Source organism: Filifactor villosus (assembly GCF_042652965.1).
In the GTDB taxonomy this organism is placed as follows: Bacteria; Bacillota; Clostridia; order Peptostreptococcales; family Filifactoraceae; genus Filifactor; species Filifactor villosus.
Window position 1 is genome coordinate 18,800 of record NZ_JBHSHL010000019.1, and the last position, 14,110, is coordinate 32,909.

Annotated in this window: 12 protein-coding genes; 9 read left to right on the forward strand and 3 right to left on the reverse strand. The window is 42.6% G+C overall.

The window, feature by feature from the left end; all coding sequences use genetic code 11:
* Window positions 1-4: 4 nt before the first annotated feature.
* A complete protein-coding gene (locus ACFO4R_RS05585; protein ID WP_379788064.1) occupies window positions 5-988 on the reverse strand; it encodes a 1-aminocyclopropane-1-carboxylate deaminase/D-cysteine desulfhydrase in 984 nt (327 codons plus the stop codon).
* Window positions 989-1,630: 642 nt separating this feature from the next.
* On the reverse strand, window positions 1,631-2,200 hold the full coding sequence (locus ACFO4R_RS05590; protein ID WP_379788065.1) for a M15 family metallopeptidase: 570 nt from the start codon (window positions 2,198-2,200) through the stop codon (window positions 1,631-1,633).
* A gap of 632 nt (window positions 2,201-2,832) precedes the next feature.
* On the opposite strand from ACFO4R_RS05590, the gene ACFO4R_RS05595 reads away from it, so the two are divergent.
* The gene (locus tag ACFO4R_RS05595) at window positions 2,833-3,783 is read left to right on the forward strand and encodes a dipeptidase (RefSeq protein WP_379788066.1); all 951 of its coding nucleotides are present in this window, start codon (window positions 2,833-2,835) and stop codon (window positions 3,781-3,783) included.
* Between the two features lie 430 nt (window positions 3,784-4,213).
* Here ACFO4R_RS05595 and ACFO4R_RS05600 read toward each other — a convergent pair whose 3' ends face one another.
* The gene (locus ACFO4R_RS05600) at window positions 4,214-4,807 is read right to left on the reverse strand and encodes a hypothetical protein (protein WP_379788067.1); all 594 of its coding nucleotides are present in this window, start codon (window positions 4,805-4,807) and stop codon (window positions 4,214-4,216) included.
* A 1,487-nt stretch (window positions 4,808-6,294) separates the two neighbouring features.
* Here ACFO4R_RS05600 and ACFO4R_RS05605 point away from each other — a divergent pair.
* The 8 genes from ACFO4R_RS05605 to ACFO4R_RS05640 all read left to right on the forward strand — a co-directional run.
* Window positions 6,295-6,969, forward strand: coding sequence for a nucleoside recognition domain-containing protein (locus ACFO4R_RS05605; protein ID WP_379788068.1), 675 nt, complete (start codon window positions 6,295-6,297; stop codon window positions 6,967-6,969).
* 13 nt (window positions 6,970-6,982) lie between these two features.
* Window positions 6,983-7,516, forward strand: a complete 534-nt coding sequence (locus ACFO4R_RS05610; protein WP_379788069.1) for a spore maturation protein — start codon at window positions 6,983-6,985, stop codon at window positions 7,514-7,516.
* A 15-nt stretch (window positions 7,517-7,531) separates the two neighbouring features.
* A complete protein-coding gene (locus ACFO4R_RS05615; protein ID WP_379788070.1) occupies window positions 7,532-8,470 on the forward strand; it encodes a S66 peptidase family protein in 939 nt (312 codons plus the stop codon).
* Entirely contained in the window at window positions 8,467-9,783 is a 1,317-nt protein-coding gene (gene lysA / locus ACFO4R_RS05620) for a diaminopimelate decarboxylase (protein WP_379788071.1), read from the forward strand. Before ACFO4R_RS05615 ends, lysA begins: the two co-directional genes overlap by 4 nt.
* A 205-nt stretch (window positions 9,784-9,988) precedes the next feature.
* Complete coding sequence (gene dnaN / locus ACFO4R_RS05625) at window positions 9,989-11,077, forward strand: DNA polymerase III subunit beta (RefSeq protein ID WP_379788072.1); 1,089 nt, start codon at window positions 9,989-9,991, stop codon at window positions 11,075-11,077.
* Window positions 11,078-11,875: 798 nt separating this feature from the next.
* Window positions 11,876-12,334: a hypothetical protein gene (locus ACFO4R_RS05630; protein WP_379788073.1), complete on the forward strand. Its 459-nt coding sequence runs from the start codon at window positions 11,876-11,878 to the stop codon at window positions 12,332-12,334.
* On the forward strand, window positions 12,318-12,767 hold the full coding sequence (locus ACFO4R_RS05635; protein WP_379788074.1) for a hypothetical protein: 450 nt from the start codon (window positions 12,318-12,320) through the stop codon (window positions 12,765-12,767). Before ACFO4R_RS05630 ends, ACFO4R_RS05635 begins: the two co-directional genes overlap by 17 nt.
* Before the next feature lie 982 nt (window positions 12,768-13,749).
* A partial coding sequence (locus tag ACFO4R_RS05640; protein ID WP_379788075.1) for an InlB B-repeat-containing protein occupies window positions 13,750-14,110 on the forward strand: 361 nt, incomplete at its 3' end.

The following is a 14,110-nucleotide window of genomic DNA, read 5'->3' on the forward strand; positions in this document are numbered from 1 at the left end:
TAAACTACATAAGTTCTTCCAATTGGTTTATCTTTTCCCTCGTCCATCCGAACATACCGCCCGTATGAACGAATAATATCGTTTCTCCTGATTTCATGCAGCCCTTTTTGATTTCCTCCAAAAGGCCGTGCATCGCTTTTCCGGTGTAGACCGGATCGAGGATGACTCCTTGCGTCCTTGCCACATGAAGGATGGATCTGAGCTCTTCCTCCCGACTGATGGCGTAACCGAGGCCTACATAGCCGTCTATCACGTGGAGGTCCTCTTCTCTTACCGAAATATCCTTCTTCGTATAGGAATTCATTTCATCAATGAGGCTCTTTGCCTTACGTCTGAAGAAATCGGCATCGTCGCAGACATTGATGCCCGTAATACGAAGAGATTTTCCGCTTTCGAGGTTTGCGTAGTTCAACCCTGCGAAGGTTCCTCCCGAACCTACCGCCAGAACAATCCGGTCGAAGTCGAGACCGAGCTCCCGTTCCTGACTCAGGATTTCTTCATAGGCGTTTCGGTAGCCCAGAGAACCTACGGCGTTGGAAGCTCCTTCGGGGATGATATAAGCCTTCTTCCCCCTTTTTCTGAGATCTTCGGCAATGCCCTTCATAATCGCTTCTCTTTCATCTCGGTATTCTTCCGGAGTGATAAACGAAAATTCGGCTCCGATCATCCGTGAAAGGAAGGGATTTCCCTCATGGCTGTCCTCTTCTTTTCCTCTCAAGACCATGGTGGAACTCATACCCAGCCTCCTTGCGACCATTGCGGTGGCCCTTGCGTGGTTGCTTTGGATCCCTCCGCAGGTAATCACATGATCACAGCCTAGGGAGATCGCTTCGGCAAATGAATATTCCAACTTTCGGACCTTGTTTCCGCTGATTTCCAGACCTGTGTAATCATCACGTTTGAGATAGATATCAACTCCGGTTTCTTTAGACAAGCATTCCAGCTTTTGAATGGGAGTGGGCAGGTTTGCCAGATGAAGTTTGTTCATAGGAATTCTCCTTTCTTAGATAAGTATATCAAAGATCACACAAAAACAATATCGTACTGCCATTCCTTTGAGTTATGGATATCAACAGTTGTGCTTCATAGAAGATAAAACGAAGTTTCATGGTAGCAAAACAGATATCGCCACACTTCTATCGGGAAACAGTATAAGGCAACATCGTTTGAACCGATCCTCGCATCTCTTCCCTGTTTATACCGCTTCTTTTCGAATCAACAACGTTACCTGAAAGAAATCGAGCTTATACCGGTTGTGAACGCCTGTTGAGAGGCATATGTTTTTTGTCGGTGCTTTGATCTAATCGGAATGCCGGTACAATTGCGATAAGATATCAGTTTGTTCTTGAAATTTTTTTTATTATACTACGAGAACCGTGCAAGGACAATTGTCCGATCGTAAAAAAAGCCCTTCGTACCGCGATGAGGACGTGGCGACGAAGGGCTTGTATAAGGATTTGCTATTGTTTTAAGGCTCTAAGAATATAGATTGAATCATCTAAGAAGAAACGCAGTTGAAGTTCTTGAGCACTGTAATATCCTTCCTGTCGAAATTCGGGGTAAGGACAGTGTTTTTTGTGGTAGTCGGTACATTGGACAATAGCAAAGTTCCTACTGATATATTTGCCCGTCACAATTCCAGATCCGAGTAGGGAACCGGAGGTGTACAGGTATCTTCAAAATGCCACCATTCCTTTTCATAGGATTCAAATCCGCAACCCTCCATCACAAACTTCAGATACAGGGCATTGTTTTTTTCTTCCCTGGGAGTAAAGGGATAGAGGATGGACGATTTCCGGGAGAAATCGTCAAACTCCGTCGGCATTTTGATATTGTTTCCGTACATATCGGTAAGCGTTAGATCCACGCACATTCCGTTCATATGGGAAGGCTTGAAGGAGGTCAGCTTGGACATATCCGGAGGTTTTGCGACATAGTCGGTATCCGGGAAGAGCTCAAATAATTTTTTTTGTGCACGGATCGGACGATAGGCATCCCAGATCCGTACCCGGTACCCGTCATGGCGAAAAATGTTCTTAGCTTTAATCAAAAGTTTTGCAGTATGCTTGTTGATATAACAGACATTCGAAGTATAGATCACCTTATTTAAAAAATTTTTTCTTTGCGCATATCTCAAGTCAATGATAAAGTCGGGATCCAAGTCCGACAGTCTTACCAGTTGTATTTTGTCATCGGTCATCTCTCTGTTCTCCTAAAGTTGTTTGTGGGATATCCCTGTTATTTTATACAGCAATTTATAAGCCAAAATCTCAGGACTTTCAGTGACACCCCGAAAAAAATGGATTTTTTTCACCGTTCCTCCTTGTATTATTTGTTTTTGTTCTTTTGTGGTATAATCTTGTCAGATTTCGAAAAAAGTGATGGAGAAAGGTCGAACATTCCTTGAAGAAGGAGGGATTTCGAGTTTCGGGATACGACAAAAAAAGTGAATTTTTGCCCATGTTGACATACCGAGGTTTGACATTGACAATTACGGTCGCGATTGAAGTGTCATGGGGGATATCGTATAATTTCTCTATTAAAATTGACAGGTCGAACACTTTGAAGCATAGGAGCGTCGAATTTTTTTGGCAGTTGTATCCGACTTGGGGTTGTTAGAATAAAGCGTTTCAGAGCTAAAAAATAAAAACCGTTGATGTCAACTGTTTAAACGAAGAGTAGTATGAGAGGTCAAAACTGTACGATCGGTCGATATAAGTGATGACAGTACAAAACGTTTTTTCAAGATGTTGGAACGGTTTGGATTAGGCTCGGATGGGAGAGAATTTTTCGCAAAAACTATAAAAACTAAAGTAGAGAAAGGAGTCTGCGATGAAGATCATCGATATGCACTGTGACAGTCTTTTGGGGTATATAGGGGACAAGAAGTTCTCGTTAAGGGAGAACGATGGTCACCTCAGTTTGGAGAAGATGAAAAGAGCGGGAGGTTTGGCTCAGTTTTTTGCAATTTTTATATCAAGGGAGGATATGAAGACCGAGGATCCCTATGATTTTTTTGAAGAGCTGTATCAATTCTACTTGGAAGAATTGAATAAGAACAGGGATCTCATCCAGCCCGCCTTCTGCAAGCAGGACATCCTCGATAACCGTGCCAAGGGAAGGATGTCGTCCATTCTGACGATTGAGGACGGTTTCGTGATCAAGGACTCGATCGATAAGCTCGATGACCTCTTCGACAAGGGAGTAAGGCTTATCACCCTGACTTGGGATTTTGAGAACGACATCGGCTATCCCTGCACCTTGGACGAAGAAGAGAACAAGAGGGGATTGAAACGCTTTGGGTTCGAGGTGGTGCAGCGGATGAACGAAAAGGGGATGATCATAGATGTCTCCCACCTCTCCGAGGGAGGTTTCTACGACGTCGCAAAGCACTCCTCCAAGCCCTTTGTCGCCTCCCATTCCTGCGCCAAAGAGCTCTGTTTTCACAGGAGAAACCTTACCGATCATCAGCTCAAGGTGATAGGAGAGAGCGGAAGTCTTGTCGGGGTCAACTATTACAGTGCCTTCTTGCAGAACGAAGGATCATACAGCAGCAATAAGAGGATCGTGGAGCATATCGAGCATATGACGAAGCACGCGGGTATCGAAGCGGTCGGCCTCGGCTCGGACTTCGACGGAATCAGCGGGGAACTCGAGATGAAGGACTACAGCGGTTATCCTGCTCTGATCGAAGAGATGAGGAAGAGTTTTACCGACGATGAGGTTGAAAAGATCTGTTATCAAAATGCTCTGCGTCTGATAGGAGATGTGATGAGGAGATAGACGGATTTTGTCTAATACTGCTATTCCTTTGAATAATGGATATCAACGATTTGAACTCCTATAGAAGAGAACACGAATTTTCGTGGTTGCAAAACAGATATAACCATACTTCTATCGAAGAATAGTATAAGAATCGCCTTTGTAGCGAAGTTCTGTCAGCAATTTCCATTCTTGTAACGAAACTGTCCCGCTCATACGAACCATATATGCACAAAGGCAATGTCGTATGAGGGGACAGTTTGATTTTTTATTGGACATACAAACTATGGAGCTTTGTAAAATCAATGTTTTTCAAACTTCATTATGCCTATAACAGCGATGTGATACGATGTATTGGAGTGGTGGATATCATACTTCATAGAAGATACAACAAATGTTTGTGGTCGCAACCGGATATCGAAACACTTCTTTTTGCTTTCCTTTTGTTGATCTAACCGTGCTTTTTAAGGATGGAGACTGCCAAAGCCACGGTTTGGGTAAGCAAGGCCAAACTGAGGAGAGCAAGGCAGGAGTAGACAAGTCCCCTCCATCTTCTCGAAGGCTCATGACCCGGAAGGATCGTGAACTTCTTCTCCAAGGGGATGTTCTTTTGCTTGAGAAGTTTGTAGAAGTCATCCGCACCGGCTGGAGAGATCACTCCGAACCGAAAGAAGGGGATGCTAAGATCGCTCTCCGACCTTCCCTTGCAAAACAGGTGGATCCCCTTCCTATCTAAGATCGCCTTTTCTACAGAGGCAAAGGAGAGGGAGGTTTCTTTTTTGAGAAGCCTGTTGCAATAAGTGACCTTGTCTTCGTCGTAGAGCGTATAAAAAAACCGATATCCCGTAGAAAAGAACAGGAGGGGCAGGAAGTAGACGAGGTAGAGAAGTACGCTGGCAAAAATGTTGTATTGCCCGGCATAGCCGTTGATATCAAAGAAGATGACCTCCAAGAATAAAACGAATCGAGCCAAAACAAAAAGCATCGACAAGACAAGAAACACCTGCTTGGACATCGATGAATAGTAGTATCGAATTTTTTTCATACAAAAATCCTCCTTGTTCGTTATATATTAAAAAATATCGGATAAGAGCCCTTGGATTCTTCATATTACCCACTCTGTAACAACGTATTCCAAGCCTGCTTACAATGCTTACAAACAGTTGAGGATTTTCGTGCCTATGCCGTTAAGAGAGCTGTTGCACAAAGATCGATGCCGTATCATCCGAAAAATCAGCACAACATCCATTTTATATAGACAAGGAAGTTCCAAAATCGTTGACTCGGAATGATGTTGCAACGTTTAAACGCATAGAAAAATCAAGAGCACAACTCGGTATTACCTCTCCGGGATTGTGTTCTCCGACTCCTCCTCCGTCTTGTGGGTAACAAGTCTTAAAGCAAAAAGTAAACCGAAATTGTAGAAGATATCGCAAAGGGAAACATCGTACAGAGATACGGTGCTATTTCTATTGTATCACAGAGTATATCAACGTTGTAAAACATGTGATTTTGAGAACATTGTTTTTCCTAGGGAAAGTATCTCTCCTCTGCTTTTGAAGGATGGAAATTTTTTTATATAATCAGGGCAATACCGCACAAAGGCAAAATTTTGATTTTCTTATGGATTTGTAAAAAATAAAATTCTGTCAAATCAATGCTTTTAAGAAATTCATCATCCCTTTAAAAGTGATGTTACGATGATGTTTTGAATTATGCGGTGTTTCCTTAGAATTGTCCGGTTGTGGAGTTTGAATTCTGAGATTACTCAAAACGTTTCCGGTAACTATATTCTGTTTACCTGACATATTAAACGGAAAACAGCATTAACTTCTTTCAATGGGATTTCAGACAAGGAGACTAAGGAAGACGCGGATGTTTTCCACGATATTTTTTTCGATATATTTTTATATTAAGTTAAGAAAATAGTACATATATTAGGGAAAAATCGGAAAAAATTCCGAAAATAAAAACTTATTTTCCAAAAAAACGGAAAAATCAAAGAAGAAGATCGATAACCAAGACATTCAAAAAGGGAAATACAAAAAAAGTGAGGTAGCATTTCTTTTTTTCGAGGAGCAAAAATCTTTGAATGCACATTGGCATATAACTTGCTTTTATTAAGTACCGAAGAGGTTTCTCATAACGGGTGTGAAATCGGTTCCTTGACCGTATTCTTCAAAAAGTTTATGAAAACAGCGCATAACTCCAAAAAGCAGAAGAAATTCAGTTTTTTTGGACAAACACATTTCTGAAATCCGTCATTTTAGAGACTTTCAATATCTCGCAAAACAAAGGGAAAATTATTTTGTGTCTTTGTGCGATGCTTTTTTATATCTTTTTCAAACTTGTGAAAAATCAAGGCACATCGTTGTACGGCTCTTCAAAAACTTGTCTTTACAGACATTGTAAACCTAATTCCGAGATCCGTTTAAACAGATCGGTCGATGACGGTACGTGTTCGAGCGAGTCATCTTTGATCGACCCTTATAGTTCAAACGGAGAATGGAAACATGAAAAGGGGGAATTTGTATGATGAATTACATTTGGGTAGGATTTGTGGCGATCTCGGTGATAGCGGGTATCGCTACGGGAAACATCACTGCGGTTCAGGAAGCACTGTTCAGCTTTGCCAATGTGGCTGTCGAGATTGTAGTGGGGTTGGTCGGAGTAATGACCTTCTTTACCGGATTTATGGCTTTGATGGAGAAGGCGGGTCTGTGCGAAAAACTCGGAAGGGCGATTTCTCCGGTTATGCGCCTCCTCTTTCCCGATGTGCCGGCGGAACATCCCGCAATGAGCTCCATGGCACTGTACTTTGCAGCTAATATCTTAGGGATAGGAAACGCCGCGACCCCGTTCGGCCTCAAAGCGATGTCCGATCTTCAAACCTTGAATAAGACCAAAAACATTGCAACGGATGCTCAATGTATGTTGCTTGCCATCAGTACCACATCGATTACTTTGATACCGGTGACCGTCTTGGCACTTCGTTCTTCCATCCAAGTCGAAGGCTCGGCGGAAGTAGTCGGACCCATCATGCTTGCAACGACCATATCGACTGTTGTCGGAATAGGTGTCACCCTACTTTTGAAGAACACCAAAAAATACAAACTCGAAAACATCATCGAGAGAGAACGACAGGCAGGAACCTTGGAGATCAATGAAAACTATGTAGGAACCGATCCGCTCAAAGTAGAAAAATAGGAGGTATCATACTATGACAACTGTATTAAACGCGATTTCGACTTACGCCATTCCTTTAGTCCTCTTGTTCATTCCCATCTATGCTTTGGCGAAAGGGGTCAAGGTCTACTCCGTATTTACGGAAGGAGCTAAAGAAGGGTTGAAAGTGGCTATAATGATTATTCCCTACCTTGTAGCGATGTTATGTGCTATCGGAATGTTTCGGGCATCGGGAGCTATGGACTGGCTCGTAAAAGCGATCAATCCCCTGACTTCCCTGATAGGGCTGCCCGGCGAAGTGCTTCCTATGGGCATTATGCGTTCGTTCTCCGGAGGAGGAGCGGAAGGGATGATGAGCGATCTTCTGACTACATACGGAACTCAAAGTCAGATCGGAAGGATTGCTTCGGTGGCTCTCGGCTCGACGGAAACGACCTTTTATGTCATAGCCGTTTATTTTGGAGCGGTAGGAATCACAAACGTTCGCCATTCGATCATTGCCGGACTTCTCGGAGATTTGGCATCTCTGATCGCCTCCGCCATCATCGTGAACATCATGTGGTTTTAAGCAAAGGAGGATTCTATGAGATATCCGAACAAACTTCCCAAAGGGGGCACCGTGGGGTTGGTTGCACCCAGCTCCCCCATCTCGGAAGAAAAAAGGGAAAGGTGTATCAAAAAAATCAAAGACTTGGGTTATCGGGTCAAAACCTCCTCAAACCTCAGCGAAAACTACGGAGGCTATATGGCGGGCGATGGACCTCAAAGAGCGAAGGAGTTCAACTCCATGTTTGAAGATGAAGAAGTCGATGCTGTCTTCTGTGTTCGCGGAGGAGCCGGAGGAAGCAGGATGCTGCCCTATGTCGATTTTGAACTTATAAAGAAAAACCCCAAGATCTTCGTCGGATACAGCGATATCACCGGCCTTCATCTCGCGATTAACCGCTATTGTGATCTCGTTACCTTCCACGGGCCCATGGTATCCTCGGATATGATCGATGACTTCGACGACGAAACTGCAACATCGTTTTTTCAGGCGATCGATGCGGAGGATGCCTATGTATATGCCAATCCCCAAGGAAGAGGGATCCAAGTTCTGAGCGAAGGCACTGCTTCCGGAAGATTGACCGGAGGCAACCTCGCCCTCCTGTCCGCCTCCATAGGCACCTTCTATGAACTTGACTGTAAGGACAAGATCCTCTTTATCGAAGAGGTGGGAGAAGAGATTGATCGCTTGGAACGCTTTGCCTTTCATCTTAAAAATGCGGGAAAACTCAATCAGTGCAGAGGTATCCTCCTGGGCCAGTTCACGAAATGTAACAACAAAAACAGACCCGAATACGATGCGATCGAATGTTTCAAAGATATTTTAAAGGGAATCAATATTCCTGTTATGTATTGCATAGAATCGGGTCACGGTCATCCCATGATGACACTGCCTATGGGAGCGAACTGCACCATGGATACCCGAACCAAAACCCTTTATTTTGAAAAACCCGTGAGAATGGAGAAAGTAAAATGATAAGAGAAATCAAAAACGGAACCCTGTACTTCGACGGCTGTAATACCGTCGACCTTGCCGAAAAGTACAATACGCCTCTTTATGTCGTATCCGAGACCGAGATCGTAAGACGTTTTGACGAACTCAAAGACTGTTTTGTAAACCGTTATGAAAGAACGAGGGTCGCTTATGCCTCCAAGGCCTTCAGCACCCTTGCCATGTATAAACTCTGCCAAAGAGAAGGAATGTGTATCGATGTCGTATCGGGTGGCGAGCTGTTTACGGCGATCTCGTGTGATTTTCCCGCTCAAAATATCGAATTTAACGGAAACAACAAATCCTATGAAGAACTTGAAATGGCGATCGACTACGGAGTGGGGAGGATCATCGTCGACGGTTTGACTGAGCTCGATATGATCGAAGAGATCTGCAAAACCAAGGCGAAAATTGCAAATGTGCTCTATCGTATCACACCGGGCGTCAGATCCGACTCCCACGACTACATCGTAACGGGAAGGAAAGACTCCAAGTTCGGTATCCCCTTGGATGAACACATCCTCTATCCCTACATCGAGAGAGCAATCTCCTCACCCTGTATCGACTTCAAGGGATTTCACTTTCATGTCGGCTCCCAGCTCCACGACAACAGCTCGCATCTTCAGGCCCTGGACATCCTCCTCCACCATGTAACGGAGGTCAAACGACGCTTTGACTGTGAGGTTCAAGAGCTTAACCTCGGCGGAGGCTTTGGAGTTACTTATACCGACGAAGAGAGAAAACCCTTCTCCTACTTCCTCGAGCCTATGATGGAGAAGATCGAAGGATTTTTTGCACAAGAAGGGATGAAACGTCCCGCCATCGTCATCGAACCGGGCAGGAGTATCGTTGCCGAAGCGGGGATCAGCCTCTATAGAGTGGGTCAGATCAAAAACATCCCCGACCTTAGGACCTATGTGTCCGTCGATGGAGGAATGACCGACAACATTCGCCCCGCCCTCTACGGAGCGAAGTACAGTGCAGTGATAGCGGGAAGGGCGGACGAACCGGCAGAAACCGAGGTAACGATCTGCGGAAAATGCTGTGAATCGGGCGATATCCTGATCAAAGACCTTCTCCTGCCAAAGGTCGAGCAGGGCGATATCCTCGCGGTCTTCTCCACGGGAGCCTACGGCTACTCCATGGCATCCAACTACAACAAAAACCCCATACCCGCCGTCGTCTTCGTCAAAGAGGGAAGAAGTGAGGTCATCGTCAAAAGGCAGACCTATCAGGACCTGATCAAAAACGAAGTCCTGCCCGAGCGTTTGACAGTTGCGGAACAACGAACAAGATAGATATTGACATCGACCCGGCTCTGTGTAAGAATAAAAGTGGATCACGCAAGATAATTAGGGAAAGACTGCATAATTTGAAGAATCAGTGTAAATTCTATTTTATACTCAGAATGAAATTCGAGAGATTTTCGTATTTTACAAACTCAAAGTAAGATCGGGAGTTTGATTTTGTGCGGTGTTTTCTTAGAGCAAGGAGAGGGTTTCAATGAAGTTTACAGTAAATCAGAAGGAGTTTGCCGAGGCCTTGAACATCGCTTCGAGAGCGATCGTCAGCAAAACACCGATGGAGATCTTGAAAGGTTTTTATATCGAAGCCTATGATAGCATCGTCGTTATTATGGGAAACAACCTGGAAATCGGGATTAAGACGAGTATACCTGCAATGGTCGAAGTAGAAGGAAGATGTATTATCGAAGCCAAGATGATCTCCGACATCGTACGCAAGCTGCCCGATGAGCAGGTCAGTGTCAGGGTCGAAGACTCCACCGTGCATATCAAATGCCTCAAATCGAAGTTTACCATTCGAGAGATGGTCGATAACGGCTATCCCACCGTCGAAGAGCTCGACGATGCCATCTACCAGAGCGTGAATGGACAGGTATTCTTTGAGATGATTCGCAAGACCCAGTTTGCAGTTTCCACCGATGTGCGAAAACCTATCTTTATGGGACAGCTCCTTGAGATCGATACGGACCATATGAACCTTGTGGCGTTGGACGGCTACCGCCTCGCTCATAAAAAATGTGAGATCTCATCCTCCGTAGGCTATCAGAGCATCATCATCCCCGGAAAAACCATGAGCGAGATTATGCGACTGTGCCAAGGTATTGAAGGCGAGATCAAAATAGGCATCGAAAGTAGACACGCAAGTTTCGTATTTGAGAACACCATCGTCAACACCCGGTTGATACAAGGAGAATTTACCAAGTATGAACAGATTATCCCAAAGGAATTTGCAACCAAGATCAAGGTGAACCGACAGGAGTTTATGAACTCTTTGGACAGGGCAACCCTCGTCTCCGGCAACTACCTGGTCAAACTCAAGATGCAAAACGACGAATTCATCATCACTGCACAGGACAAGGAAATCGGTGATTTGGAAGAAATCATCGGCATCGAGCTGGAAGGCAAGGAGCTTGAAATCGCCTTCAACATCCGCTACTTCCTCGAAGCACTGCGGGTGATCGAAGAAGATACCATCTATCTCAACTTCAACAGCAATGTCAGTCCCTGTGTCATAAAACCCGAGGTAGAACAAGACTACACCTACCTCCTGCTTCCCGTTCGAATGTAAGGACTCCTTGAAACTCTCAAATATTATATGAATCAAAGCCTTTCAACGTTGGATCAAGAGGTTGGAGGCTTTTTTTCATGAGCATACCGCTTTTGTGAAGAACACATTGAAGAGTTGTTGTATACAGTTATACTATTCTCCGTTTAATACTATTCTTCCTTTGAATTATAGATATAGACAATTTGTGACCCATAGAAGATAAAACGATTTTTCGTGGGTTGAAAAACAGATATATCCATACTTCTATTGGAGAATAGTATAAAGTGTCAGGTAAACAGACTATATTTACCGGAAACGTTTTGAGTGATCATAGAATTCAAACTTCATGACCGGACAATTATAGTATTAGGAGATACCGCATAATTCAAAAAATCAGCATAACATCACTTTTAAAGGGATTCTGAATTTCTTAGAAGCATTGATTTGACAGAATTCTATTTTTTACAAATCCATAAGAAAATCAAAATTTTGCTTTTGTGCGGTATTGCCTTAGAAGTATTGGATTTTGTTTTCGGATTGTAAAGCGATTTGATGATATAGAGAGATTTCGCATTTTTAGATTTCAGAAACTCTGAAACGTATATCAGACTCCTTTTATATTCATTATATTATAACACATTACGCAATAACAAATTATATAATTTGAAAAAAAATAAAGCGTTTATAATACTTACAACGATTTTTTTCCTTTTAGACTGTCAAACTTCCATAAGTGTATGATTGTATACCTTTTATTTTTATGCTATAATGCCTCCATATTTGGAGATAGATGGAGTATCTCCTTTGAAAGGAGGAAATATGGACGAGAGAGTTTACAAGGGGCGTTTATTGACATTTGTGAAGGAACTGGTGCTTTTATTTTTTGCGGCACTTCTGATTGTGATGCTATTGAGTCTGTTTTTGGAAATGAAATATTCGTTGGGGATTGTAGTAGTGCTCGTCGGTATATTTATTTTTTTGAAAATCAATGATGTACGACAGACCGTAATTGTAACGAATGAAAGTGTCACATTTCAAAAGGGTGCAAAAAAAGAGTGCTATGAAATAGAGCAGTGTCAGTTTCGCGCTCGTTCCAGTAACAATGGCTGTTATCTCTATGTCATTGATGTGGAAGGGAAAGAACATAGATATGATGTATCTATGCTTGGATATCGGCAGTTTCAAAGCTGTATAGAAGATATCGGTATCGTTGGGGAAAAAGCAAAACCAATTCGTTTAGAGGTAAAAGGAGGAAAAAAGAATGGAACAGATCATTAATGCGTGGAAGAGTATGGGGATTTTGGGATATATCATTCCAGTAGTATTCGTAGTCTACATCATCTGGATGATTATTTATATGAACAAGCGCAAGAAAAACCAACAAAGTTGGTGGGATGCCCATCCGGGAGCCGTAAAGGTGTATTTGCGTTCCAGTTATGGAATGTTGACATCAAATTCTATTTCCGGACATGTGATTAGAGGAGAAGCTTGCCCTAGCATCGTTTCCGAGGGAATGAATCAAGTGTTTTATGCAATGCCGGGGGAGTTGGAAGTAGAGTTGACTTATGAATATACCAGACCGGGCGTAGTGCACAGGAATGTAACGCAAGTCTGGGGACCGACAAAATTGAGTTTACAGCTGGAAGCAGGCAAGACATATTCTCTGACTTTTGATAAAAAAAAGGAAACTTTCGTATTTTCAGAAGACTAAGTCGTGTCAGTGGATGAAGTACTTGTGCAGGGAATTCATGCCTTTGCGAGAAGAAGAGCATAAAATCTTCGGTTCAATGTGAGATTATCGCATAAACAGAGAAGGTTTTAAAATTATGAGAGAACAAGCACAAAACAGACCTGATCTAACCGATGCACAGTGTAATAGAATAGAACTGATCGTTAAACAACACTTAAATAAACGAGGCGGATTAAATTTCGATGACAATAGGGTATTTGTCAATGCTTACCTAAGGTCATTCCTCCGAAGAGAAATCGAAAGACCAAATGGAAATACAATAAGTCTCTTATCGATATTTCCCATGTTGTTGAGAATGCTTTTTTGAAGTGAAGTCAGTTCCGAGGGATTGCCACATATTACACAAAAATCCTTTTTTGCTTTGTTGGAGCAATTCATTTGGCATCGATCATTTTATGGTTAAGATGCCTTGTTTAATTTGTGTAGATACGATCTGGGTTTCAAAAAAAAATTTTTAAAAAGGACATTTTTAAAGAAAATATAAAAATTTTCAATAAATTTTTAAGCGTTGTAACGTTTTAAAATCAAATATTTCACAAAAAATCAATTCTGTCAACAATCCCTTTAGGGAATATGCAAATGTTTATTTTCGTGATAGAACAAATTCATAATTGCTGTGTATACGACTTTGAGATCTCTATCTGACTTTAATTACAGTGAAGTTGAAATTATTGTGCAGATATATCATGGAGGATTACTACCACCACACATCCTATGTACTTGTCCCCTGTTCCTGTGTTTTTGGAAGAGGTTCTGTATAATATCCCTATGTATATCTTTTTGAACAATCCCAGGTACAACCAATCTTATTACTATAATTCCGATTTGCCATATTTATAGAGATATCACTGTCAAAACATTTGGCAGGTTGTAGAATACAGTGTGTCATCGGCAAATTAAAAGGAACTATAGTATAATAGCCTAAAAGGAGGTTTTATTAAAAATGAAAAAATTTGGATTACGTCTAAGAATTCTCTGTGCAGTCCTCAGTTTTGTGATGATATTTACGGTAGGAGAAGGTAGTCTAAGTTCCTATGCAGATGTGGGAGCAACCATCAACCATAGAAACACATCTACCAATGTTAGTGTAACCTACAAGGCGAACGGAGGTACGGGTGCGGATATTGTAACAAGTGTTTCGACAGGAAGTTCCATTACCCTTGCTGCGAACACCTTCGGAGCACCGAGCGGACATGTGTTTGACGGTTGGTCTGTGAATGGAGTAAAGAAGAACGTAGGAGACAGCATTACGATTATGTCGGACACGGATATCCTCGCTCTATGGAAGAGCACGGCTACCAATG

What these genes read in the sequence shown, in the direction of transcription:
- ACFO4R_RS05585 (WP_379788064.1), bottom strand. Translation starts at nt 988, where the DNA reads ATGAACAAACTTCATCTGGCAAACCTGCCCACTCCCATTCAAAAGCTG.
- ACFO4R_RS05590 (WP_379788065.1), bottom strand. Translation starts at nt 2,200, where the DNA reads ATGACCGATGACAAAATACAACTGGTAAGACTGTCGGACTTGGATCCC.
- ACFO4R_RS05595 (WP_379788066.1), top strand. Translation starts at nt 2,833, where the DNA reads ATGAAGATCATCGATATGCACTGTGACAGTCTTTTGGGGTATATAGGG.
- ACFO4R_RS05600 (WP_379788067.1), bottom strand. Translation starts at nt 4,807, where the DNA reads ATGAAAAAAATTCGATACTACTATTCATCGATGTCCAAGCAGGTGTTT.
- ACFO4R_RS05605 (WP_379788068.1), top strand. Translation starts at nt 6,295, where the DNA reads ATGATGAATTACATTTGGGTAGGATTTGTGGCGATCTCGGTGATAGCG.
- ACFO4R_RS05610 (WP_379788069.1), top strand. Translation starts at nt 6,983, where the DNA reads ATGACAACTGTATTAAACGCGATTTCGACTTACGCCATTCCTTTAGTC.
- ACFO4R_RS05615 (WP_379788070.1), top strand. Translation starts at nt 7,532, where the DNA reads ATGAGATATCCGAACAAACTTCCCAAAGGGGGCACCGTGGGGTTGGTT.
- lysA (WP_379788071.1), top strand. Translation starts at nt 8,467, where the DNA reads ATGATAAGAGAAATCAAAAACGGAACCCTGTACTTCGACGGCTGTAAT.
- dnaN (WP_379788072.1), top strand. Translation starts at nt 9,989, where the DNA reads ATGAAGTTTACAGTAAATCAGAAGGAGTTTGCCGAGGCCTTGAACATC.
- ACFO4R_RS05630 (WP_379788073.1), top strand. Translation starts at nt 11,876, where the DNA reads ATGGACGAGAGAGTTTACAAGGGGCGTTTATTGACATTTGTGAAGGAA.
- ACFO4R_RS05635 (WP_379788074.1), top strand. Translation starts at nt 12,318, where the DNA reads ATGGAACAGATCATTAATGCGTGGAAGAGTATGGGGATTTTGGGATAT.